19 protein-coding genes and 1 pseudogene are annotated in these 23,327 nt (G+C 70.1%); 5 read left to right on the top strand and 15 right to left on the bottom strand.

Annotation, left to right across the window (positions count from 1 at the left end; genetic code table 11):
* Nucleotides 1–170 precede the first annotated feature (170 nt).
* The 6 genes from ABTZ94_RS24080 to ABTZ94_RS24055 form a co-directional block, all read right to left on the bottom strand.
* On the bottom strand, nt 171–1,214 hold the full coding sequence (locus ABTZ94_RS24080; RefSeq protein ID WP_351203256.1) for a cytochrome P450: 1,044 nt from the start codon (nt 1,212–1,214) through the stop codon (nt 171–173).
* A 114-nt stretch (nt 1,215–1,328) separates the two neighbouring features.
* Nucleotides 1,329–1,409 (bottom strand): tryptorubin family RiPP precursor, encoded by an 81-nt coding sequence (locus ABTZ94_RS24075; protein ID WP_350985409.1) that lies wholly within the window; start codon nt 1,407–1,409, stop codon nt 1,329–1,331.
* 538 nt (nt 1,410–1,947) lie between these two features.
* On the bottom strand, nt 1,948–3,141 hold the full coding sequence (mgt, locus tag ABTZ94_RS24070) for a macrolide-inactivating glycosyltransferase (protein WP_351203254.1): 1,194 nt from the start codon (nt 3,139–3,141) through the stop codon (nt 1,948–1,950).
* A 67-nt stretch (nt 3,142–3,208) separates the two neighbouring features.
* A complete protein-coding gene (locus ABTZ94_RS24065) occupies nt 3,209–4,507 on the bottom strand; it encodes an ABC transporter substrate-binding protein (protein ID WP_351203252.1) in 1,299 nt (432 codons plus the stop codon).
* The gene (locus ABTZ94_RS24060; RefSeq protein WP_351203250.1) at nt 4,507–5,346 is read right to left on the bottom strand and encodes a carbohydrate ABC transporter permease; all 840 of its coding nucleotides are present in this window, start codon (nt 5,344–5,346) and stop codon (nt 4,507–4,509) included. The genes ABTZ94_RS24065 and ABTZ94_RS24060 overlap by 1 nt, the downstream gene beginning before the upstream one ends.
* Complete coding sequence (locus ABTZ94_RS24055; protein ID WP_351203258.1) at nt 5,343–6,287, bottom strand: carbohydrate ABC transporter permease; 945 nt, start codon at nt 6,285–6,287, stop codon at nt 5,343–5,345. Before ABTZ94_RS24055 ends, ABTZ94_RS24060 begins: the two co-directional genes overlap by 4 nt.
* Nucleotides 6,288–6,418: 131 nt before the next feature.
* Between ABTZ94_RS24055 and ABTZ94_RS24050 the strand changes: the two genes are divergently transcribed.
* Nucleotides 6,419–7,285: a phosphotransferase enzyme family protein gene (locus ABTZ94_RS24050; RefSeq protein WP_351203248.1), complete on the top strand. Its 867-nt coding sequence runs from the start codon at nt 6,419–6,421 to the stop codon at nt 7,283–7,285.
* A gap of 108 nt (nt 7,286–7,393) precedes the next feature.
* On the opposite strand, the gene ABTZ94_RS24045 is transcribed toward ABTZ94_RS24050, so the two are convergent.
* Together ABTZ94_RS24045 and ABTZ94_RS24040 are read right to left on the bottom strand one after the other, a co-directional pair.
* A complete protein-coding gene (locus tag ABTZ94_RS24045) occupies nt 7,394–8,122 on the bottom strand; it encodes a 3'-5' exonuclease (RefSeq protein ID WP_351203246.1) in 729 nt (242 codons plus the stop codon).
* 92 nt (nt 8,123–8,214) lie between these two features.
* Nucleotides 8,215–9,447: a DUF5919 domain-containing protein gene (locus tag ABTZ94_RS24040; RefSeq protein ID WP_351203244.1), complete on the bottom strand. Its 1,233-nt coding sequence runs from the start codon at nt 9,445–9,447 to the stop codon at nt 8,215–8,217.
* Between the two features lie 357 nt (nt 9,448–9,804).
* Here ABTZ94_RS24040 and glgX point away from each other — a divergent pair, with 357 nt between their 5' ends.
* Nucleotides 9,805–11,970, top strand: coding sequence for a glycogen debranching protein GlgX (glgX, locus tag ABTZ94_RS24035; RefSeq protein ID WP_351203242.1), 2,166 nt, complete (start codon nt 9,805–9,807; stop codon nt 11,968–11,970).
* Between the two features lie 102 nt (nt 11,971–12,072).
* The gene (gene treY / locus ABTZ94_RS24030; protein WP_351203240.1) at nt 12,073–14,469 is read left to right on the top strand and encodes a malto-oligosyltrehalose synthase; all 2,397 of its coding nucleotides are present in this window, start codon (nt 12,073–12,075) and stop codon (nt 14,467–14,469) included.
* Here the strand turns inward: treY and ABTZ94_RS24025 are convergent.
* From ABTZ94_RS24025 to ABTZ94_RS24000, 6 genes and pseudogenes are all read right to left on the bottom strand, one after another.
* Nucleotides 14,429–15,445: a cytochrome P450 gene (locus ABTZ94_RS24025; RefSeq protein WP_351203238.1), complete on the bottom strand. Its 1,017-nt coding sequence runs from the start codon at nt 15,443–15,445 to the stop codon at nt 14,429–14,431. The genes treY and ABTZ94_RS24025 overlap by 41 nt on opposite strands.
* Before the next feature lie 141 nt (nt 15,446–15,586).
* Nucleotides 15,587–15,996, bottom strand: a pseudogene (locus ABTZ94_RS24020) (hypothetical protein); the annotation flags it as partial.
* A 90-nt stretch (nt 15,997–16,086) separates the two neighbouring features.
* Entirely contained in the window at nt 16,087–16,332 is a 246-nt protein-coding gene (locus ABTZ94_RS24015) for a metal-sensitive transcriptional regulator (RefSeq protein WP_502967298.1), read from the bottom strand.
* A gap of 71 nt (nt 16,333–16,403) precedes the next feature.
* Nucleotides 16,404–17,297, bottom strand: coding sequence for a sulfite exporter TauE/SafE family protein (locus tag ABTZ94_RS24010; protein ID WP_351203234.1), 894 nt, complete (start codon nt 17,295–17,297; stop codon nt 16,404–16,406).
* A complete protein-coding gene (locus ABTZ94_RS24005; protein WP_351203232.1) occupies nt 17,294–17,878 on the bottom strand; it encodes a rhodanese-like domain-containing protein in 585 nt (194 codons plus the stop codon). The genes ABTZ94_RS24010 and ABTZ94_RS24005 overlap by 4 nt, the downstream gene beginning before the upstream one ends.
* Nucleotides 17,879–17,991: 113 nt before the next feature.
* Nucleotides 17,992–19,377 (bottom strand): MBL fold metallo-hydrolase, encoded by a 1,386-nt coding sequence (locus tag ABTZ94_RS24000; RefSeq protein ID WP_351203230.1) that lies wholly within the window; start codon nt 19,375–19,377, stop codon nt 17,992–17,994.
* A 633-nt stretch (nt 19,378–20,010) separates the two neighbouring features.
* Between ABTZ94_RS24000 and ABTZ94_RS23995 the strand changes: the two genes are divergently transcribed.
* Nucleotides 20,011–21,279, top strand: a complete 1,269-nt coding sequence (locus ABTZ94_RS23995; RefSeq protein WP_351203228.1) for an MFS transporter — start codon at nt 20,011–20,013, stop codon at nt 21,277–21,279.
* Nucleotides 21,280–21,534: 255 nt separating this feature from the next.
* Here ABTZ94_RS23995 and ABTZ94_RS23990 read toward each other — a convergent pair whose 3' ends face one another.
* The gene (locus tag ABTZ94_RS23990) at nt 21,535–22,101 is read right to left on the bottom strand and encodes an FHA domain-containing protein (RefSeq protein ID WP_351203226.1); all 567 of its coding nucleotides are present in this window, start codon (nt 22,099–22,101) and stop codon (nt 21,535–21,537) included.
* Between the two features lie 182 nt (nt 22,102–22,283).
* Here ABTZ94_RS23990 and ABTZ94_RS23985 point away from each other — a divergent pair, with 182 nt between their 5' ends.
* The gene (locus ABTZ94_RS23985) at nt 22,284–23,237 is read left to right on the top strand and encodes a GNAT family N-acetyltransferase (RefSeq protein ID WP_351203224.1); all 954 of its coding nucleotides are present in this window, start codon (nt 22,284–22,286) and stop codon (nt 23,235–23,237) included.
* The last annotated feature ends 90 nt before the right edge of the window (nt 23,238–23,327 follow it).

Raw genomic sequence — 23,327 nt, 5'->3', positions numbered from 1 at the left:
GGCCGTACGGCCGGACGGGGAGACGGCCGGATTCCACCCCCGTGTTCACAGAGCCCTCACGTGGTCACCAAATTGAGTTCGGGGTCGGGTGCGGGGCCGGTGTCACGGGGGCCGGTTGCGGATGGGGCTTGGGCCGGGGTACGGGTTCGGGGCCGGTCGAGGCCGTCGAGTCAGGGGCGGACGACCCGGACGTCGGCGACCCCCATCAGTCCGGCGAGCGGCACCTTCGCCGCAGCCTGCTCCGGACTCACCGTCAGGCCGTCGCCGCGCAGCATGTCGAGCAGCATCTCGGCGAGCGGCATCACCATGTGCCGGCCCCAACAGCGTTCGGAGGCATGCCCGAAGGGGAGGTAGCCGGGCTGGTCGTCGGGGTCGAGGCTGTCCCAGCGCTCGGGGCGGAACTCGTCGGGGTCGTCCCAGAGCGCGGGGTCGCGGTGGCTCAGCAGCGGCAGGAGCAGGATGTCGTCGGCCGCGCCGATCCGGGAGTCGAGGGCCGGGTACTCCGGTGACGCCTTCCGCAGGATGTTCCAGGAGGGCGGCAGCAGCCGCATGGCCTCGTACAGGATGTTCCGGTTCGAGGTGTCGTCGGCGAAGGGCGATCCGAGCCAGAGCGCGTTGGCGACGAGCGTCGAGACGGTGAAGCAGACCGGGGCCGCGGCCCGCCGGTAGAGCCCCATCGCGTAGCGGCGGTCGCTGTAGCTCTCCGCCTCGGCGGTCAGGCCCGCGATGGCGGAGACGGACGCGCCGGGGCGGAGCCGGCCGGGCATCGCCGCCCCGGCGGCGATGACCGTCCAGGTGAGCTTGGGTGTCAGCTCCAGCGCGCGGTCCATGAGGATGCGCAGCCGGTAGGGGTCGCCCTCGAGGACCAGATCGCGCAGGAACACATGGCCGACGTGCGGCCAGTCGCCGGAGAGGTCGACCGTCCCGACGGGCTTCTTCAGCGCCGCCCGGACGTCCCGGCCGATGGCCTGCATGACCGTGGACGCCTCGGTGCGCGGGATGGACCTCCCGTGCAGGGGCTTGAACGTGGGGCGCTCGTCCTCGGTGGCCGGCCTGGCGGCGAGGATCCGGTCGGTCAGCTCGGCCCCGGCCACGCCGACGGTGCCGGGATCGAGGCGGAAGACCTCCTCGCCCCGGTGATCTCGCAGAAGCGCCTGGAGTCTCGGCGCGAAGACGACTTCCCGGGCGCGGCTGCCGGTACCGGACATGTACATCGGTGGTCTCCAAGAAGCGGGAAGGGCCCGCGCCCGGCGGGCCGATGAGGCCTGGCCGGACACGGGCCCGAATCGACTGACCGTGTCCCTCGAAACGACGGACCGTCTGTCGGCCTAGTACCAGTGGTACCAGGCGTACGCCTTCAGGCTCTTCTCCGGCGTCATCTTGTCCTTGAGCAAGAAAAGGAACTTCATAACAGCACCTCCATCTTTTACTCTGAATTTACATTCCAACGGGCATGACTTGAGCCGTTCGCGACACCAACCCCCCACCCAGGGACGGGAATTCAGCGCCGCTCACCGCCGAAAGGAGTGAAGCCCAGCACGAAAGGAATTGTCAATGACTTCTTTTTCGCGGAAAGCGGCAGAGCGTTCAGTTTTCGGCAACCTCCGAGGGACGTGGAGGCGCCGGACGGGACGCCATGTCACCAGGCAGGACGCGAAGTCCATACCGGCACGGGCGCGCGAACGCAAGGACCTGAAGAGACTGATTCACGCCGTTGAATGTCTGAATCGCCGACGTTGAAGAATGCCGGGAATCGAGGCCGGTATCCGCGAGCGATTTCCCGGACGCTTTCGGTTACCCATCAAAAGAAACGTACCGGTCGGTAATGGAGGGGTCGGCCTGGTCGAACACTGCTTGGCCCATGAAACTGAATCGGCGCGCACCGCGAAGCCCTCCCCGCCGGCGCACCCGGACGAACGAAGAGACGCCTTGATTCCACTCCCGCCCTCAGGCGGGAAGTTCGGCCTCGATGAGATCGGCCGCCCGCTTCGTGCCGCCCTCCCCCGCCATCCGCTCCCGCACGGCCACGGCCCTCTTCGCCACTTCGGGGTCACCCACCAGGCCGAGCACGGCGGCCCGCAGCAACTCGGGCGTCACCTCCGCCATCGGGAGGTGACGGGCGACACCGAGCGCCTGGAGCATGTCGGCGTTGCCGAACTGGTCGGCGGCCTGCGGCACGGCGACCATCGGAGTGGCGGTGGCGAGCCCCTCCTGACTGCCCCCGGCGCCCGCGTGGGTGATGAAGGCGTCCGCCTGCTTCAGCACGGAGAGCTGCGGCACCCAGGAATGAACCTCCACATTGGCCGGTACGTCGCCGAGTTCGGCGGCGTCGACCCAGGCCCCGATCTGGAGTACGACATGCCAGCCCGGCAGAGAACCGAAGGCCGTGACGCAGTCGCGGTAGAAACCGGGCTGATTGGTGAAGGTCGAGCCGAGCGAGACCAGCAGCACCTTGTCGGCACCCTCGGGGCGCCGCCACTCCCCCTGGTCGGCGCGGTCGCCCTGGCAGGCGCCCGCGAAGGTGTGGACCGCCCTGTCGACGCGGTCGGCGTTCGGCTGGAGCACCTCGGGGATCAGGACGACCGACCGCTGCGGCCGGCCGAACGAGTCCGGGTTCTGGTCGATCCCGTTCTCGGTGAGCCAGTCCTGGAAGCGCCGGTAGTACGCCCGTCCGCGCTCGGACCGCTTCAGCTCGGCGGTCACCGGCTCTCCGACCTCCGCCTCGTATCCGTCCCAGGCCACCAGGTTGGGCGAGAGGGAGACGGCGGGCACACCCCAGCGGTGGGCGAGGACCCGCGCCGGGTAGGAGGTGATGTCGTGCAGGACGAGGTCGGGCTCGTCCCCGCCGAAGGCCTTGATGAGCTGAGGCAGGGCCTGGACGGCGTCGTCCAGGAAGGGTTCGAGGTCGTCGATCAGTTCGGTGCCCCAGGCGTCCGGGGCCTCTTCGGTCGGCAGCACCGAGGTGTAGAGCACCGGCTCGGCGCCGGTTGCGGCGACCTTCTCGGCGAAGGACGCCGGGATGGCGTAACTGACGCGGTGCCCACGGGCGACGAGCTCCCGGATGACTTCCAGACTCGGGTTCACGTGCCCGTGGGCGGCGATGGAGAACATGGCGATATGGGCGCGATCGATCTTCGGCATGCCCTTACCGTAGACGAGACGAGACGATACGAGACGAGACGTCTCGTATATATGATTTTCGGGCACCTCAGCGCTGATAGCGGGCCAGTACCCGGTTCCCGTCGTCGACCAGACGCTTCCTCAGCTCCTGCGCGCCGATCGCCCCGCTGTAGTACTCCTGGAGGGCGGGTGTGGCGACCTTGTCCTTCCATTCCGGGTAGCCGCGGACCGACTGGGCGGGTGCCGGGCGGAGCGCCTTCGCCACGGCGACACCGGTCGACCAGCCGTCCTTGTCGGTGTGCAGGGCCGGGTCCGCGAGGGCCGCGGTGCCGGTCGGGAGCATCCAGTCGCCCTTGGCGAGACGCACCATGTTCTGCGGCCGGAGCAGGAAGTCGATGAACTGCGCGGCCTCCTCCTTGTGCGTGCTGGCCTCCGAGACGGAGAGGGTCTGCGGACTCACCCCCTGGGCGACGCCCCCGCTGCCGGCCGGGGCGGGCAGGACCGTCCACTCGAAACCCTCGGGAGCCTGCTCGACGACCTGTTGGCGGTACGAGAAGCCGAGCGGAACCATCGCGTACTTGCCGCCGAAGAATCCGGGGAGGGTGTCGGAGCCGCCCATGCCGAGCGCGGTGCGGGCGGCGCTGTGATCGATGTTGACCTGGTCGTGAATGGTGTCGGGGACGACCTGGTCACCCTCGCTCGCGCGGATGGTCACCTTGCCGTCGGCACCCGGATGGAAGAGCCGGCCACCGGCGGAGAGGCCGAGGTTGAGGGTGACGGAGACGGGCTCCTTGAGCGGCCAGGCAACGCCGTATCTCCCCCTGCTCGTCAGCTCCTTGGTGATCTGCCTGAACTCGGTCCAGCTCCAGGGGTCGCCGGGGGTCGGGATACGGACCCCCGACTCCTTGAGGATCTTGGTGTTGGCGATCAGGACGCGGGGCTCCTGGAGGAACGGAACCCCGTAGACGCCGTCGCCGAAGGTGGTCGTCCGCCAACTCTGTTGCGGGATGTCGGCCGTCAGCCGGTCCGGCAGGAGCGCCCGCAGATCGGCGAGGTAGCCGCCGTACGCGAAGTCGGCGAGGTCGTCGGAGGCGTCATGGATGACGTCCGGCGCCTCGTCGCCCTCGAAGGAGGTGAGCAGCTGGTCGTGGACGGTGTCCCAGCTGCCCTGCACGTAGTTGACACGGATGTCGGGGTGGGTTTCGTTCCACTCCTTCACCAGCTGTTTGTTGGCGTCGACGGACTCCTTCTGCCAGGCCAGCGACTGGAAGCTGAGCTCGGTCCGCCCGTTGTCGCCCCTGCCGTCGCCCGTCCCCGCACAGCCGGTGAGCAGCAGGGCCAGCGCGGTGGTCACGGCGGCAGCCGCCGTCCGTACAGGTGCGCGCATCAGCTCTTCACCGCCCCGGTCAGCATGGAGCCCGTGAGCCGCCGCTGGATGATCGCGAAGATGACCAGCGAGGGAAGGGTCGCGAGGAACGCGGCGGCGGCGAGCGGCCCGAGATCGGCCGCGCCCTCCGCCCCGATGAAGTGGGTCAGTACGACCGGCAAGGTCTGCTTCTCCGGTGTCTTGAGCAGGACAAGTGCGAAGAAGAACTCGTTCCATGCGGTGATGAACGCGAAGAGTGCCGTGGCGACGATGCCGGGGGTCAGCAGCGGGGCCGTGACCGAGACGAGCGTCCGCAGCCGGCCCGCACCGTCGACCGAGGCGGCCTCTTCGAGCTCGGCCGGCACAGCCCGTACGTATCCCGCCAGCATCCACAGCGCGAAGGGCAGCGCCCAGACGACGTACACCATGATCAGCCCCCACAGGGTGTTGATCAGATGGAGATTCTTCAGGACCAGGAAGAGCGGAATGATCAGCAGGACGAACGGGAACGCCTGGCTGACCACGACCCATCCGGTGGTGGCCGTCGAGAGCCTGGAGCGGTGGCGGGCCATGACATAGGCCATGGGCGTGGCGATGAGGACCGCGATGAGGGCGGCACAGAGCGCGGCGATCAGCGAATTGGCGGCGGCCTGGAGCAGCGGCTGTTCGTCGAATGCCTTGCGGAAGTTGTCCAGCGTCGGATGCCCGGGGATCCAGGTCGGGTGCAGGGAACCCAGTTCGCGCGCCGGTTTGAAGGCGGTGGAGATCAGCCACAGGAACGGGAACGCCAGAAACACGAGATAGCCGAGCAGTGCGACGTACTGTCCGGCGCGTGCGGATCTGCTGGTACGCAGGCTCACCGGTCCTCGCCTCCCCTGAGCCGGCCGACGAGATACACCGCGAGGATCACGGAGATCACCGCAACCATCACACAGCCCATCGCCGCGGCGTAGCCGAACTGTCCGTAGCGGAAGGCCTCTTCGTACGCGAAGAGCATCGGCAGCCGGGTGCGGCCGCCGGGTGCGCCGTTGGTCAGTACGTAGACCAGGGCGAAGGAGTTGAAGTTCCAGATGAAGTTGAGCGCGGTGATGGAGAGCGCGACCGGTCTGAGCACGGGCCAGGTGACAGTGCAAAAGCGGCGCCAGGCCCCTGCTCCGTCCAGTGCGGCCGCCTCGTGGAGTTCGTGCGGGGTGTTCTGCAGTCCGGCCAGGAGGGCGACGGTGGTCTGGGGCATGCCGGCCCAGACGCCCACGACGATCACGGCGGGCAGGGCGGTGGCGAGCCCGGTGAGCCAGTCCCGGCCGTCGCCGAGGCCGAGATCGCGGATCGTCTCATTGAGGATGCCCGCGTCCGGGTGGTAGACGAGACGCCACATGATGCCGATGACCACCTCGGGCATCGCCCACGGAATGATCGCCAGCGCCCGCGCCGGCCAGCGCATCCGCAGATTCTGGTTGAGCAGCAGGGCGAGACCGAGCGCCAGTACGAACTGCGGGACGGTGACGCCGACCGCCCACAGCAGACCGATCCGGAACGAGTCCCAGAAGAGGGCGTCATGGAGCAGGTCCTGGAAATTCAGCCCGCCGACCCACTGGGTGGAACGGGTGCGGCCGGACTGGGCATCGGTGAAAGCCAGCGCGATGCCGTAGAGGAGCGGGCCGACGCTGAGGATCAGGATCGGGATCAGCGCGGGCAGCACCAGGAACCAGGTACCGGCGTTCCGGTTGGTCGGCCGGATGGGTTTGTCGAGCGGGCTGCCGGGCGGTCCGTCTCTCCCGGATCGTACGGTTGCATTCGCCAATGTCACGAATTTGCCCCCTTGCGTCATTCCATCGGTTTAGTACCGTTCTGGCCGCTCAGGTAGCCCTCGCCATCGTGCTGACGGGCCGTCGGTTCGTCAAGCGGGCCTGCACAGATGCGAAAATCGGAGCCATGAACGAGATGCGTGCGCGCGAGGTGCTGACCGCTGCCGGACTGTCCAGCGGTGCGGAGCTGCTCGCGCTGGGCGAGAACGCGGTGTTCGCCGTGGGCGACCTGGTGGTCAAGGTCGGCCGGGACGCCGTGCAGAATCCGGAACTGCGGGATCGGGCCGAGCGCGAGGTGGCCGTCGCTCAGTGGCTGGCCGCCTCAGGGGTCCCCGCCGTACGGGCCGCTGAGCCCCGGGCGCGGCTGGTGGAGGGCCACCCGGTGACGCTCTGGCACCGGCTGCCCGACGCCGTGCGCCCTGCCGAGCCACAGGACCTGGCGCGGCTGCTCACCCTGGTCCACGCGCTGCCCGCCCCGGACGGTTTCATCCTTCCGTGCCGTGAGCTGCTGGGCGGGGTCGAGCGCTGGCTGCGGCTCGCGGGCGATGCGATCGACCCGGCCGATGCCGACTATCTGCGTGAGCGCCGCGAGGGCTTCGCGGCAGCCGCAGCCGCGCTGGTCCCCCATCTGCCGCCCGGGCCGATCCATGGTGACGCTCTCCCACGCAATGTCCATGTCGGTCCGGACGGGCCGGTGCTGGTCGATCTGGAGACCTTCTCCGCGGATCTGCGCGAGCACGACCTGGTGGTGCTCGCGCTGTCCCGGGACCGGTACGGGCTGGCGGCCGAGGCGTACGACGCCTTCACCGCCACGTACGGCTGGGACGTCCGCGAATGGGACGGCTGCGCGGTGCTGCGCGGAGCGCGGGAGACAGCCAGCTGTGCATGGGTGTCCCAGCACGCGCCGACCAACCCGAAGGCGCTCACGGAGTTCCGCCGCCGGGTGGCGTCGCTGCGCGACGGTGACGCGGCGGTGCGGTGGTATCCGTTCTAGGGCGCGGCTGACCAGGGCCGTCAGGCGGCCGTTGCGTCCTCAATCCCGGAAGGGCTTGATTTTCGCCCGACGCCGCCGCTGATGCGCGTGCCGGAGGGACTTGAATTCTCAGCCGGTCGCCCAGGCCGGCTCCCGCAGGGGCCAGCGGCCGTCGATCACCGCGTCCGCCGTGCCCTTGCGGCGCAGGAACTGCTGGAAGTCCGCCGCCCATTGCGCGTACCACTCCACCTGGCGCTCATGCAGCTCGGCGACGGTCAGCTCGGCCACCGAGCTGTGCCGCTCGGCTATCGCGTACGCCACCCGGACCGCGGCCAGTGCGTCCGCCCCCGCGTCATGGGCTCCGCCGTGCACCACGCCGTACTCGACACAGACCGCTTCGAGGTTGCGCTTGCCCTTGCGATAGCGGTCGACGGCCCGGTCGATGGTGTACGGGTCGATGACCGGTCCGATCCCGGCCCCGTCGAGCCGGTCGCTCAGCGACGGCAGCCCGTGCCGCCGCAACTCCGCCGTCAGCAGCGTCAGATCGAAGGCCGCGTTGTACGCGACGACCGGCACCCCCTGGCGCCAGTAGCCGGTGAGTGTCTCGGCGATCTCGTCGGCCACCTCGCGCACCGGCCGGCCCTCCGCCGCCGCCCGCTCACTGCTGATGCCGTGGATCGCCGAGGCCTGCGCCGGAATCCGGATGCCCGGATCCGCCAGCCAGGTGCGCTGCCGCGCCGGCTCCCCGTCCCTGCCGCCGACGCCGACGACCGCGGCTGTCACGATCCGGGCCTCCAGCGGTTCCGTGCCCGTCGTCTCCAGGTCGAAGCCGACCAGCGCCTCCCGGTGCCAGCTCATCCCGTACCTCCTTCGTGGTGCTCTCCCCCAGGTGATGACCACCCTCGCATGCGCCACTGACAACGGACGGACAGCCCCTTGGGAACAGTCCCTCAGGAGACCGGCCGGGAGTCCGCCCACACGGACTCGAATTCCTCGCGGTACGTCTCGAACAGCCCGTGCTCGTTGTCCTGACCCGCCCGGACCACCGCGCGCCCACCGCCCCGCAGCACCAGCACGGGCGCCTCCATGCCGCGTGCGCGCCGCAGATACGGCTGGACGACCCCGACCGCGTCCGTCCCGTCGCCGTCCACCAGATAGGCCGTGAAGCGCGGCGTCTCGTCGAAGACATGGATCTCGAAGGCGCCCGGATCGCGGAGCTTGGAGCGGACCCGGCGCATATGAAGGATGTTCATCTCCACCGACCGGCTCAGCTCGCCCTTCTTGAGACCCAGCTCCCGCTCCCGGCGCTTGACCGCGCTGCTCGCCGGGTTGATGAAGAGGAGCCGGACCCGGCAGCCCGACTCGGCGAGCCGGATCAGCCTGCGGCCGGAGAAGTTCTGCACCAGCAGGTTGAGCCCTATGCCGATCGCGTCGAGACGGCGCGAACCTCCGAAGAGATCCTCGGCGGGCAGCTGGCGCTGGAGCCGCACCCGGTCGGAGTGGACGGAGACCACGTCCGCGTACCGGTCGCCGACCAGCTCCTCGACGGCGTCGACCGGGAGCCGGTCGGAGGACGGGACCGCGGCTCCGCTCCCCAGGATCTCCAGGAGCCGGGCCGAGGCGCGCTCGGCCTGAGCGAGGACCGCCTCGTTGAGGGCGCGGTTGCGGGAGACCACGTTGCGGGCGACCTCCAGCTCGTCGAGCGCCAGCTCCACCTCGCGCCGGTCGTCGAAGTACGGCTCGAAGCAGGGCCAGTGCTGGACCATCAGCTCACGCAGCTGCGGCAGCGTGAGGAAGCTGAGCACGTTGTCGTCGGCCGGGTCCAGCAGATACCCCTTGCGGCGGGAGACCTCGCGTACGGCGACGGCACGCTGCACCCACTCCTGCCCGGCGGGTCCGGCGGCGGCCACCACCCAGTCCTCGCCGTGGACCGGCTCGTAGATGGGCCGGAGCACCGCGGCGACCACGGCGCGCAGCCGCTGCTCCACGAGATTCAGCCAGATGTAGGCACGCCCGGCCCGCTGGGCGCGCGTGCGCACCTCGCTCCAGGCGTCCGCTCCCCAGTCCAGTTCCGCGCCGATCTCCATCGGCTGCGCAAGTGACACCGCCCCGGGCGGGACATCGGTGGATTCCCCCTCGTGACCTGCGTCACCTGGAGGCAGCTCGAACCCTCCCGAGCTCACCCGCGCACCGCCTTCCACTCCCCCACCAACGATCAAGGAAGGGTACTCCGCGAGCGGGAGCCGGTGCAGCCGGATGCACAGGCTGTTTCCTCAACTCCCCTATGACATAAGCATGTTCTCTACGGCAAGATCTACCGTAGTGAGCGGATTCATAGTGATTGAGCACCCCGGCCGGGGCCCCGTGCCGGGCCTGCGACCGGCTCAGGTCCACGGATCCCGGTTCCGGGCGACACGGAGAGGCCCGATGTTGACCGGACCGCGCGACGTCCTAGGTAGCCGCACCTCTTTCGGGGAAGATCTGGCGCAAGCAGCCCGCAAGCCCCCAGGCACCCGGATCAGAAGTGGAAGAGTCAACCTATGCAGGTCTGGCCGGGACAGGCGTATCCCCTCGGTGCCACGTACGACGGCGCCGGGACCAACTTCGCGGTCTTCTCCGAGGCCGCCGGCCGAATCGAGTTGTGCCTGCTGCACGACGACGGTTCCGAGACGGCGGTGGAGCTCAGGGAGACCGATGCCTTTGTCCGCCATGCCTATCTGCCCGGGGTGATGCCCGGTCAACGGTACGGATTTAGGGTCCACGGGCCGTACGAACCGGAACGCGGCGTCCGCTGCAATTCGGCCAAACTGCTGCTCGACCCGTACGCCAGGGCCGTCGCCGGGCAGATCCGGTGGGGCGAGGCGGTGTACGGCTATCCGTTCGGCCGGCCCGACGCGCGCAACGATCTCGACTCGGCGCCGCACACCATGACCTCGGTCGTGGTCAACCCGTACTTCGACTGGGGCGACGACCGGCGGCCCCGTACGGACTACCACCGCACGGTGATCTACGAGGCCCATGTGAAGGGTCTGACGATGCTCCATCCGGGGCTGCCGAAGGAGCTGCGCGGCACCTACGCGGGGCTGGCCCATCCGGAGGTGATCGCCCATCTGACGGAACTGGGTGTCACGGCGATCGAATTGATGCCGGTTCACCAGTTCGTCCAGGACCACCGGCTGGTGGACGCGGGGCTGGCCAATTACTGGGGTTACAACACCATCGGCTTCTTCGCCCCGCACAACGCGTACGCCTCCTGGGGGGACCGCGGTGAGCAGGTGCTGGAGTTCAAGCAGGCCGTTCGGGCGCTGCATCAGGCCGGCATCGAGGTGATCCTCGACGTGGTCTACAACCACACCGCGGAAGGCAACCATCTGGGCTCGACGCTCTCCTTCCGGGGCCTGGACAATGCCTCGTACTACCGGCTCGCGGACGACCAGCGGTACTACATGGACACCACGGGGACCGGGAACTCCCTGCTGATGCGGTCGCCGCACGTACTGCAGCTGATCATGGACTCCTTGCGGTACTGGGTCACGGAGATGCATGTGGACGGCTTCCGTTTCGATCTGGCGGCCACCTTGGCCCGGCAGTTCCACGAGGTGGACCGGCTGTCGTCGTTCTTCGATCTGGTGCAGCAGGACCCGGTGGTCAGCCAGGTGAAGCTGATCGCCGAACCGTGGGACGTGGGTGAGGGCGGCTACCAGGTGGGGAACTTCCCGCCGCTGTGGACCGAATGGAACGGCAAGTACCGGGACACCGTGCGGGACCTGTGGCGGGGCGAGCCGCGGACCCTCGCCGAGTTCGCGGGGCGGCTGACGGGGTCGTCGGACCTGTACCAGGACGACGGCCGGCGGCCGCTCGCCTCGATCAACTTCACCACCTGCCACGACGGATTCACGCTGCACGACCTGGTCTCGTACAACGACAAGCACAACGAGGCGAACGGGGAGGGCAACCGGGACGGCGAGAGCCACAACCGGTCCTGGAACTGCGGCGCCGAGGGCGAGACGGACCAGCCGGAGATTCTGGAGCTGCGCGAACGGCAGATGCGGAATTTCATCGCCACGCTGATGCTGTCGCAGGGCGTGCCGATGCTGAGCCACGGCGACGAGTTCGCGCGTACGCAGCAGGGCAACAACAACGCGTACTGCCAGGACAACGAGTTGTCGTGGGTGCACTGGCCCGACCCGGCCGAGGCCGCGACGGGCGATGCGGACGAGGCCGATCCGGCGGGCGGAGACGGTCTCGGGAGCAGTCTGCTGGAGTTCACCCGGGCCATGGTCTGGCTCCGCCGCGACCATCCGGTCTTCCGGCGCCGCCGGTTCTTCCACGGCCGTCCGGTCGAGGGCACGCACGACGAGCTGTCGGACATCGCCTGGTTCACACCCGAGGGCGGCGAGATGAAACAACGGGACTGGCAGGCCGCGCATGCCAAGGCACTGACGGTCTTTCTCAACGGCCATGCGATCTCGGAACCGGGGCCGCGCGGCGAGCGGATCTCCGACGACTCGTTCCTGCTGATGTTCAACGCGAGCGCCGACACGCTGGAATTTTCCGTTCCGGTGAATCACGGCCGGCAGTGGCTGGTGGTGGTCGACACGGCGCGCCCCGCCGGGGTTCTTCCCCGCTCGGGGCCGAAGGTGTCGGCGGGCGAACGGGTGACGCTGGTCGGGCGGAGCATGGCGGTGCTGCAACGGCCCGCGTAGGTCTCGGCCTGCGGCCCTGCCGTCGACTCGACGACACCGCCGGTTGAGCCCATTGCGGCGTTCGGTGACACAGGAGCCCGCAGGCTGGGTACGTAACGGCGCATGACGCCCACCGCCACCTACCGACTGCAGCTCCAGCCGGACTTCCCGTTCGCGGCCGCCGGACACGCCGTGCCGTATCTCGCCGCGCTCGGCGTCTCCCATCTGCATCTGTCCCCGGTCCTGGAAGCCGTGCCCGGCTCCAGACACGGGTACGACGTCGTCGATCACAGCCGGGTACGCGCCGAGCTCGGCGGTGAGGAGGGGCTGCGGGAGCTGGCCCGCACGGCGCGTGAGCACGGTCTCGGGCTGGTCGTGGACATCGTGCCCAACCACATGGCCGCCGTCCCCCGCCACAACCACGCCCTGCGGGAGGTGCTGCGCGAGGGCTCCGAGTCCCCGTACGCCCGCTGGTTCGACATCGACTGGGCAGCGGGCGGCGGCAAGGTGCTGCTGCCTGTGCTGGCCGGACGGATCGGCGACGAGATCGACAAGCTCCGGGTCGACGGGGAGGTGCTGCGCTACGGCGAGCAGGAGTTCCCGCTCCGGACCGGCACGGCCCGCCTGCCGCTGCCCGAGCTGCTGGATGCCCAGCACTACCGGCTCGGCTGGTGGCGGCTGGCCCGCACCGAGCTGAACTACCGGCGGTTCTTCACCATCTCCGACCTCATCGGGGTGCGGGTGGAGGACCCCGAAGTCTTCGCCGCCACCCACGGCAAGATCGTCGAACTGGTCCGGGACGGGGTCATCGACGGGCTGCGCATCGACCACCCCGACGGGCTCGCCGATCCTGCGGCCTATCTGGAGCGGCTCTCGGTGGCGACCGACGGCCGGTGGACAGTGGTGGAGAAGATCCTCGACCGTACCGAGCCGCTGCCCTCGGGCTGGGCCGTCGCGGGGACGACCGGGTACGACGCGCTGCACCGGATCGACGGCCTGTTCGTCGATCCGATGGGCGCCGCGGAGCTGCTCGGCCACTACCGGGAGTACGCGGGGCCCGCCGGGGACCGCGGCGGCGACTGGACGTCGACCGTCCGCCGGGCCGCTTACCGGGTGGTGACGCATGAACTGGCCGCCGAGACCGGGCTGCTGACCCGGCTCGCCGTACGCATCTGCGCCGAGGACCCCGCACTGCGCGACCACGCACCGTGGACGCTGCACACCGCCGTGCGTGAACTTCTCGTACGCGTACCCGTCTACCGCCCATATGTGACACCCGGCGGGCCCCGCGCAAAGACGGCGGAGGCGACTCTCACGGATGCGGCCGTACGGGATGCGAAGGCGGTGTTCTCCGTTCCGGAGGAGGCGTCGGCCGTCGAGGTCGTGCGGGAGCTGGCACTGGGGCGGCTGGGCGAGGGGCCCGACCGGGAGGCGTTCTGCGCCCGGTTCGCCCAGACCGCTTCGGCGTTGCGCGCGAAGTCGGTCGAGGACACGGCGTTCTACCGGTACGTACCGCTGATCTCGGCGAACGAGGTGGGCGGCGATCCCGCGCATCCGGCGGTGACACCGGAGGAGTTCCATGCGTTCTGTGCCCGGCTGGCGCGCGACTGGCCGGCCACCGGCACGGCGCTGACGACGCACGACACCAAGCGGAGCGCCGATGTACGGGCCCGGGTCGCGGTGCTGACCCAGTGTCCGGAGCAGTGGTCCTGGCTGCTGGTGGAGCTGGGTCGGGTGACTCCCGCGACCGCCCCCGATGCGCAGCTCGCCTGGCAGGCCTGGCAGACGGCTTTCGGCTGCGTGAAGCTGCCGGTCCGGGAGATGGCGGGCCGGCTGGAGCCCGCACTCCTGAAGACGGTCCGCGAGTCGGGTCTTTTCACCAGCTGGACCGAGCCGGATCCGGCGTACGAGCGGGCGGTGACGGACTTCGTCGCGGCGGGGCCGGCCGCCGGCAATGGTCCGGTGCGCGAGGCGTTGGAGCGGTTCACGGGCACGCTCGCCCCGTACGTACGGGCCAATGTGCTCGGCGCGGCGCTGGTGCAGCTGACGATGCCGGGTGTGCCGGATCTGTATCAGGGCACGGAAAGGGAGTACGTGGCTCTGGTCGACCCGGACAACCGGCGGCCGTTTCGCCACCCGTCCGAGGACGGGCCCTTCAGTGAGAAGGCGGAGCTCACCACGGCGGCGTTGCGGCTGCGGCGCGAACGGCCGGAGGTGTTCGGCGAGTCGGGTACGTACGCCCCGCTGAGCGCCCATGGCCCGGCGGCCGCGCACTGTCTGGCCTTCTGCCGCTCGGGCGAGGTGGTCACCGCGGTGAGCAGACTGTCGTTGCGGCTGGCGGAGTCGGGCGGCTGGCGCGGGACGGAGCTGACGCTGCCGGACGGCGGGCCGTGGACCGATCTGCTGGCGCCCGGCAGGAAGTTCACCGAGGCCACGATCGCGCTCGTCGAGCTCTTCGCGGAACGTCCGGTGGCGCTGCTCAGCCGGGTCGGACGAGAAGGGCCCGCGGGCCACGCGTGAGCACCCCGGTGCCGGCTGGGCGGAATCCGTCCGCCCAGCGGAGCCGGGGCATCGCGTCGAGCAGGGCGCGCAGTCCCTGCTGGGCCTCCAGCCGGCCGAGCACAACGGCCGGGCAGCCCGCCGGTCCGGTGAGGGACCGGCCCTGGTCGCAGCGGAAGGGATCGAAGAGGTCGGGTGCGTTGAACCGTTGCGGATCGCGGCCCGCCGAGCCGATCAGACAGGCGACGGTCGCCCCGGCCGGCAGCGTGCCGCCGCTGAGTGTGGCCTCGGTGACGGTGCGGCGCAGCACGACCTGGACGGGCGGGTCGCGGCGCAGCGACTCCGTCCAGGCCCGGACGGCCAGGGCAGGTTCGACGCGCAGGGCGGCCAGGAGGTCGGGGGCGTCCAGCAGGTTGGCGAGGAAGCAGGCGAGCGCGGTCTCACGGAGGCCGGTGTGCCGGGTGCAGAGTGTGGCGGCGGTGCCCGTGCCGGTGCGGGGCAGCCGGGTCGTGTACGGGCGGGCGGGCTTGTCGGCTGCGGAACCGGCGGGCAGCCAGCGGCAGAACTCCTCGACGAGGTCGGCCTGTTGGCGGCCCGCGATGCGGTGCGCCAGCACATAGGCGGCCCGCTCGATCCGCTCGGCCATGTGACGTGGCACTGATCCGATCGCGGCCCTGCGCTGCTTGCGGGGCGTGCACAGGGTGCTGCCGTGGCAGAGTCCGAGGGGCGCGGGGCCACCGCGGGGCACGCTGTCGTGCGGGAACCCGGTGAACCGGTGGTCGCTGAGGACCGTGGTCACATCCGCGTACCTGCTGACCAGCCAGGCGCCCAGGGGCGCGTCGTAACTGAGCGGGTATTCCTCGCGCAGGATGCGGTAGAGCCGGTACGGGTCGTGCGCGGCGCCGGGTGCGAGCAGGCTGGGGCCGGTGCCGGGGCGGGATCCGCGCGCAGTCCGGCGGGCCGGTGCGGGTATGACCTCGGGCGCGTCGGCCTGCATCGGTACCCCCGGGGCGTCAGGGCGCCGGTGTGCGGCGCGGTTCCTCATCAGGGGATCACCGACGGGAGCTTTGCGCAGTCGATGTACGGCCGTCCGGGTGACGACGGTGCGGCCATGCAGTTGCTGTGGCCCACGGAGCACTCACTGCGTCGGGCTCGGCGCCGAGCAGCCTCGCGAGGGCGATCCACGCGTAGCTTCCCGCAGGGCGGGGGCAGCGGCCCGGGCATGTACTGCCCGGCGGCGGATCGGTGGCTGAGAAAACGCCGCGCCTGTGGACCGGACCACCGTGGCGGCGGGGACCGCGCGGCAGCCTTCGCCCTGCCAGGCGTCGCGGCCTCCCCGACCGCGACGGCGGCGATGAACAGGGCTGCGATCGGGTCGGCCCGGGCCCGGCCGGACGAGGCGTTGAGGACGAGCCCGGCCGTCGGCAGGATGGCGGAAAGGTACGCGCACAGCAGGGGCTGCCTGGAGTCGGCGACAGCCGAGGCCGAGCCCGGTTCCCGGCCGGCTCGGCGCTGTGCGGCGGACAGGAAGGGAATCACCGCGAGCGCGGTCGGCTGCCGTCGGGGGCGAGCACGGTCTCGCCGTCCGACCTGTGGCGACCGGCGCGCCGATGGGAATCGGTGCGCCGGTCGGTGAGGTCAGGCGAGCGCGAGGAACAGCTTCTCGAGCTCCTCTTCGGACATGGGCGGGGCGTCGGCTTCGCTCTGGGCGAGGCACTGGCGCATCCCGCTGGCCACGATCTTGAAGCCGGCCCTGTCCAGGGCCCGGGAGACGGCGGCGAGCTGGGTGACGACGTCCTTGCAGTCACGCCCGGCCTCGATCATGGCGATGACGCCGGCGAGCTGGCCTTGTGCCCGGCGCAGCCGGTTCAAGACCGCACTCATGGCTTCTTCCTCTACCTTCACCGGCTCCTCCTTGTTCCGCCTGCCACAGGATACCCCATAGGGTATCGCGGTCATGAGCGAGTTCCTGTCTCGTGGTCGCGCACCGGCAGGGTCGGCGCAGCGGCGGCCCGGCGTGGTGCCCGCATGGCACGCGCGGCCAGGACGATCGCGGCGATGCCCGCGACGGCCCAGGTCACGGGATGGGTCCAGACGGCGGTGTCGACCTGCTGGCTGAGTACGAAGACGCCCATGACGACGACGAACCAGCCGAACGCCTTGCGGAGCGTGTCCTGGGGGATACGCCCGGCGAAGCGGCCGCCGATGAGGCTGCCGACGACCGCCACGGCGGTGACGGCCAGGGCCAGGCCCCAGTCGATCTGTACACCCGAGAGGTGACCGGCCAGGCCGGCGAACGACTTCATGGCGATGACCAGGAGTGAGGTGCCGACGGCAACGCTCATGGGAAGGCCGCCGAGGAGCACGAGGGCGGGCACGACGAGGAAGCCGCCGCCGGAACCGACCAGGCCGGTCACCGCGCCCACGACCAGGCCCTCGGCGACGATGTGCTTCAGGGGCAGCTCGCGGCGGACGCCCTTGGGCGCGGCGGCCTTGCGCGGTTTGCGGAGCATGGCCGCCGCTGTGGCGAGCATCATCAGGGCGAACGCGATCAGGAGCACCGTGCCGGGGATGTACTCGGCGAGGCGGCCGCCGCCGTAAGCGCCGACCATGCTCACCAGGCCGAAGGCAAGTCCGGTGCGCCACTGGACCCGGCGGGCCCGGGCGTGCGGAATCAGCGCGGCCGCACTTGTGACGCCGACGACGAACAGGGAGGTGGCGATGGCCTCCTTGGTGCCTTGGCCTGCCAGGTAGACCAGGAGGGGCACGGTGAGGATCGAGCCTCCGCCGCCGAGTACGCCGAGGCTGATCCCGACGAACAGGGATGCCGCGATGACTACCGTGATCACGGCTTGTCCCGCAGGGCTGTCATGACGGTGCGGATGTCGGTGCGCGGGCCACGGTTGTAGGGCAGCTTGGACAGCAGCATGCCCATGGCGCAACTGTTGCTGACGGCCGCGTAGGTCAGGCCCGCACCGACGGCGGTGCCGATCAGGTGGACGCCGGGTACCAGCAGGCCGACGAGCCCAGTGGTCAGCACGATGGATCCAGCGACGAGGCGGACCTGGCGTTCCATGTCCCAGCGGTCGGAGCCTCGGTTGACGGTGGCGCCCGCCGTCTCCCAGGCGATCATGCCGCCGTCCAGGACACGCAGGTTCGGCAGCCCGGCCTCGGCGAGAGCGGCCTCCGCCTGTGCGGCGCGGGTGCCGGAGCGGCAGACGAGGACGACGTCTTCGTCGAGGTGGCTGAGGAGTTCGGCACGGTGCTCGCGCAGGACGGCCATGGGCACGTTGCAGGCGCCGGGAATGTGGACGGTGCGGAACTCGCCGGGAGTACGGACATCCAGAAGTCGGGGCCCGCGGCCTTCCTGGATCAGCCGCTGGAGGGCGGCGGAGTCGATTACGGCGGTGCGGGAGGCGTTGTTGGTCATGGGGGCTCCATAGTCGGTCGAGGTGGGGGTGGGACACCGGCAGTCCGCGAGGGATCGTCAGGGAACGGACTGTTCCTCGCGGACATGCCGGTGGGCTCGGGTGGTGCCTGGGGTCAGGCGGCGGCCGGTTCGGTCAGCAGCGCCCAGGCGGCGTAGCCGCCGAGGATGTCGGAGACGTCGAAGAAGCCGTGATGGCGCAGCAGGCTGGCGGCGATGGAGGAGCGGTGACCGCCCGCGCAGTGCAGGACCAGCGGACGGTCACGCGGGATCTCCTCCAGGCGGCGGGGCAGCTCGCCGAGGGAGATGTGCAGCGAGCCGTCGATGAATCCCGCCGCGCGCTCTCCGCAGTTGCGTACGTCGACCACGAGCGGAGGCTCTGCGCTCTCCAGGGCGGTACGGAGCTGGGCAGCGGTCAGCCGGCTGGCGGGGCTGACCGCGTCCTCCAGGGCGGCGAGGGCGTCGTCGGGGTTGCGCAGGTAGCCGGCCACCCGGTCGAAGCCGATCCGGGCGAGACGGGTGACGATCTCCTCCTCGCGGTTCTCAGGTGCGATGACCAGCAGTTCCCCATCGGGCGTGAGCACGGTCCCGGCCTGCTCGGCGAACCGGCCGTCGGCCGGCACGTTGATCGACCCGCGCAGGTGCCCGGCGCCGAATTCCTGTGGGCCGCGGGCGTCGACCACGACGGCTCCGGCTCCGCGCAGCGCCGAGAACTCCTCGACGGTCAGCGGACGGGGTGCTGCGGCCGGGTTGTACAGCTCACGATCCTTGCGGTTCAGATCCGCGTCGTAGGAGAAGTAGCTCGGTGCCGCGGACTGGCCCGCGGTGACAAGGGCCACGAAGTCCTTCTGGCTCATGGGCGCGCAGGCGTAGTTGGTGGCGCGCTGTTCGCCGATGGTGGACTGCTTCTCGGTGGAGAGATTCTTGCCGCAGGCAGAGCCCGCGCCATGGGCGGGGAAGACCCGGACCTCGTCCGGCAGGCCCATCAATTTGTTCTGGACGCTGTCGTGAAGCATCGCGCCGAGCTCCTCGGCGGTCACGCCCACCGAGGCGAGCAGGTCGGGCCGGCCCACGTCACCGATGAACAGTGCGTCGCCGGTCAGCACCCCGTACGGGACGGTGTCGGCGGCGCGCTCGTAAACCAGGACGCTGATCGACTCCGGGGTGTGCCCGGGGGTCTCCATGATCTCAAGGGTGACGTCGCCGAGGCTGACGCGTTCGCCCTCGGTGAGCTTGCGGATGGGGTACTCGGTCTCGGCGTGGTGGCCGTAGCCGATCCAGGCGCCGGTGCGGGCTGCCATCTCCAGGTGTCCGGCGATGAAGTCGGCGTGGAAGTGGGTGTTGATGACGCCGACGACAGTGAAGCCGCGGGTCTCGGCATCGGCCATGTACTCCGAGATGTCCCGGCGCGGGTCGACGACCACGGCCTGCCCGCTGGTCTCGTCGGCGATCATGTACGACGCCTGGGAGAGGCAGTCGAGGTAGTACTGGGTGAAGAACACAGGAATCCTCCGCAATGATGGCCTTATACCCCGGGGGGTATAAGAATGGTCAAAAGAAAACCGGCGGAACGTCCGCCCGGGCAACGCACCCTTCCCTCACACGGCGCCGGGTGCCCACTCCGGTGACGAGCGGGCGGCCCTTGCGGTCCTGCCGCTGGTGCCACCCGCCCGAGACGGCGCCGCCTCGACGACGCCGGACGCGAAGGCATCCAGATCTACTTCACACACCGCAACACCGCTGCTTTCACATACCCCCCCGGGTATCACCTGGTGACTACGTTAGACACACGTCGCCGCGGATGTCAAATACCCGGGGGGGTATATGGCGCCGGGGGGCCCGACGACTCACGAACGGGGCGCCGGTCGCCGTCGAGGCAGGGAAGGAGTCCGGCGACGCCCGCCACCCCCGGGGTGACGTGGCGCCGGGCCGCCAGAGGTGGGCGCCACTCGAGTCGCACCGAAAAATATACCCGGGGGGGTATTCTGCACTCGAAGGGAGTCGGAAACACGGGGCTCCCTGCATCCATTCTCATACCCATGGGGGTATGTTGACCGACTGAGGATGATCATGGAACACGGACAGGCAACCGCGCACGGCGCGCAGAGCGCCGACGGCACGGCAGGCGGCAGCCGGTGAGTACCACCCCCACCGCGACCGCCCGCGCCGACACCCCGGTGCGCCTGGGACTGCGGGAGAACTGGGCGCAGTTCACCCTGCTGGTCATCGTCAACGTCTCCGTCGGCGCCCTGGTCGGACTGGAACGCACCACCGTTCCTCTCATCGGCACGGACGTCTTCGGGCTGACCAGTGATCTGGCCGTCTTCTCCTTCATCATTGCCTTCGGCCTCACCAAGGCGCTGACCAACCTGGCCGCAGGGGAGCTGACCGCCCGCTTCCGCCGCAAGCAACTCCTCATGGCGGGCTGGCTCATCGGGATACCTGTCCCGTTCGCCCTCGCATGGGCGCCGTCCTGGGGCTGGATCGTCGCCGCGAACATCCTGCTCGGCATCAACCAGGGCCTGACCTGGTCGATGACCGTGAACATGAAGATCGACCTCGTCGGCCCCGCCCGCCGCGGTCTCGCCACCGGCCTGAACGAGGCCGCCGGATACGTCGCCGTCGGCGCCACCGCCCTGCTGACCGGCTACCTGGCCACCGCTTACGGCCTGCGCCCCGCACCCGAACTGATCGGCGTCGTCTTCATCGCCGCAGGCATCGGTCTGTCCCTGGCCGTCCGGGACACCGCGGCCCACGTGGCCCTCGAACTCGCCCAGCATCCCCGACCGGCCCGCGCGGAGCAGTCCCCCGGGCTCGCGAAGATCTTTGCCCGTACCTCCTGGCACAACCGCTCCCTGCGCGGCGCCAGCCAGGCCGGACTCGTCAACAACCTCAACGACGGCCTCACCTGGGGCGTCTTCCCCCTGTTGTTCACCGATCATGGCCTGGGCCTTGCCGCCGTCGGACTGATCAAGGGCCTTTACCCGCTGCTGTGGGGCCTCGGCCAGATCCCCACCGGCCACCTCGCCGACCGCATCGGCCGCAAACCCCTGATCGTCACCGGCATGTTCGTCCAGGCCGCCGGATTCATCCCCGCCCTGGCCCTGCTCGACCGACCCATGCTCGCCGGCGTCCTCTCCGCCGTCGCGCTCGGCCTGGGCACCGCCATGGTCTACCCCGCCCTCATCGCCTCCGTCTCCGACCACGCCCACCCCACCTGGCGGGCCAACGCGCTCGGCACCTACCGCTTCTGGCGCGACATCGGCTACGCCGCAGGAGCCCTCGTCGCCGGTGTCCTCGCCGACACCCTCGGCCTCAACGCCACCGTCATCGCCGCCGCCGTCCTCACCGCAGCCTCCGGCCTGCTCGCCGCCCGCTGGATCACCGACCGTCCCGCCCCCTGAACCCCCCTGCGGACACCAGGTCCGAGGGCGCGCCACCTGGTTCAGCCCCGTAGCGGTCACCAGGTCGGCGCACGGCATGGTCACTGCCGGAGGGCGGCCGGTCCGTGCTCTGTGCGCCGTACGCCTCGCGCCCGCTGGACACTCTCGCTCGTGTGCCTCCCTCCATGTCTCCGGTGAGGGGCAGGGGTACTCGGGTGGGCGGTGCCGGAACAGAAGCGCGGTGACGATGCCGCCGTCGCCGGGCCTTCGGCCGAATCAGGCAGGGGGCCCGAGGACGGGCGCGGAGAGCCGGAAGCTCATCCGCCCGAAGCTCACCTGGTCCCCGTCACGGACCGGGACCGTACCGATGACCCGCTGTCCGTTGACACAGGTGCCATTGGTCGAGCCGAGGTCGCGCAGCAGCCAGCGGCCGCCCTGAACGGTGAGTTCCGCATGGAGCCGGGAGACGGTCTCGTGGCTGAGCCGCAGCCCGTTGCCCGGATCGCGGCCGATCAGCAGGGGGTACGGGCCGGGAGTGGGGAGCAGGAGCTTCGGCAGGCGTTCGGTCTGCCAGACCCGGCGCACCCGGCCGGGAAAGCCGGACACTCCGCTCACGACCCGGAGTATCCGCCGTGACCAGCGGCCTTCGCTCTCCAGGTCGGCGGTGAGCGCCTCCAGTTCCTCCGAACGCCGGGCGATGAGGGCCAGTTCCATGCGCCGCATGAAGGTGTCGTGGGACAGCTTGCCCTGTGCCGCACCGTCTCTGAGCACGCCGAGAACACGGTCGCGCTGGGCGTCGGACAGCCGCGCGGGATACGTGTGGAACTCGAAGGGGGACGTCACGGAGCCAATTGTCGGGCCGACCGCCCCGGGGTGTCCAGAACAACCCCGCTTTCCGCCCTCCTGACCTGCGCGGAACACTGCTCCGGAATTTCTGAGCAGTGCCGGGAAGGCGTTGCTAGTCTCTCCCGCCGCAGGCCGCCCGCCGATCGACGGAAGCCTTCCGCGTGCCTCAAGGAGACGTTGTGACCCATGCACCACAGGAACTGACCATCCGTCCGCTGACCGGCCCGCAGGAGCTCGTGCTCTTCCGCCGTCTTTCGTACGTACTCGATCACGAGCTCGCCGACGACCTGGAGAGCGGGCGTCGCCGTCCCGAGTGGATGTGGGTGGCGCTGCGCGGCGAGCGCGTGGTGGCGCGGATCGCCTGGTGGAGCCGGGGCGGTGACGTACCCCTGCTCCTCGACTTCTTCGACCTCGACGACACACTGCCCGAGCCCGAACGCGGGGAGGCGGGCCTGCGACTGCTGGAGGCGGCGACGGCAGCGGTCGTGCCCGCCGGTGCCCAACGGCCCGAGTACGGACGCTTTGTACCGGCCGACTGGCGCGAGGACCCTTCGGCCCGTGATGTCGTCGAGGCCCGGATACGGGTCATGGAGCGTTCCGGTGCGCGGATGCTGGTCGAGCGGCTGCGCCTGGAGTGGCGTGCCGGTACCCCGGTCCCCGCCGACAGCGGCCGGCTGCGGTTCCGGCCGGTCGACGGGCGGGAGGATCTCCTCGCGCTGATGACACCCGTGATGGAGGGCACCCTCGACGCTCACGGCCGGGCCGACCTGGCGTCCGAACTCGGCGCCCGCGAGGCGGCCGAGAAGCACTACGACGAGGAGCTGACGACGTACACGACACCGCGGGAGTGGTGGCGCATCGCCGAACTCCCGGGCGGTGAACCCGTCGGGTTCGTGATCCCGGCGCGCAACGACTACAACCCGATCATCGCCTACATCGGCGTGCTGCCCGCCCTGCGGGGCCACGGCTACGTCGACGACATCCTCGCCGAGGGGACCAGGGTGCTGGCCGCGCAGGACGGCGTGGAACGGATCCGGGCCTCGACCGACCTCGGCAACGTCCCGATGGCCAAGTCCTTCGAGCGCCTCGGGTATGTGAACTTCGAGCGCTCCTTCGACATGGTCTGGGATTGACGTGCTCCCTGGCCTAAAGTCCAGGGATTCCGGCCTGGGTCGTGTGACCCTTCCGGGGGCTTCCTGCTTCAACGCGCTGTGCCGGGACTT

The sequence above is a fragment of the Streptomyces sp. NPDC002785 genome, from assembly GCF_040295565.1.
Classification (GTDB): domain Bacteria; phylum Actinomycetota; class Actinomycetes; order Streptomycetales; family Streptomycetaceae; genus Streptomyces.
This window is presented reverse-complemented; position numbering and strand designations above follow the sequence as displayed.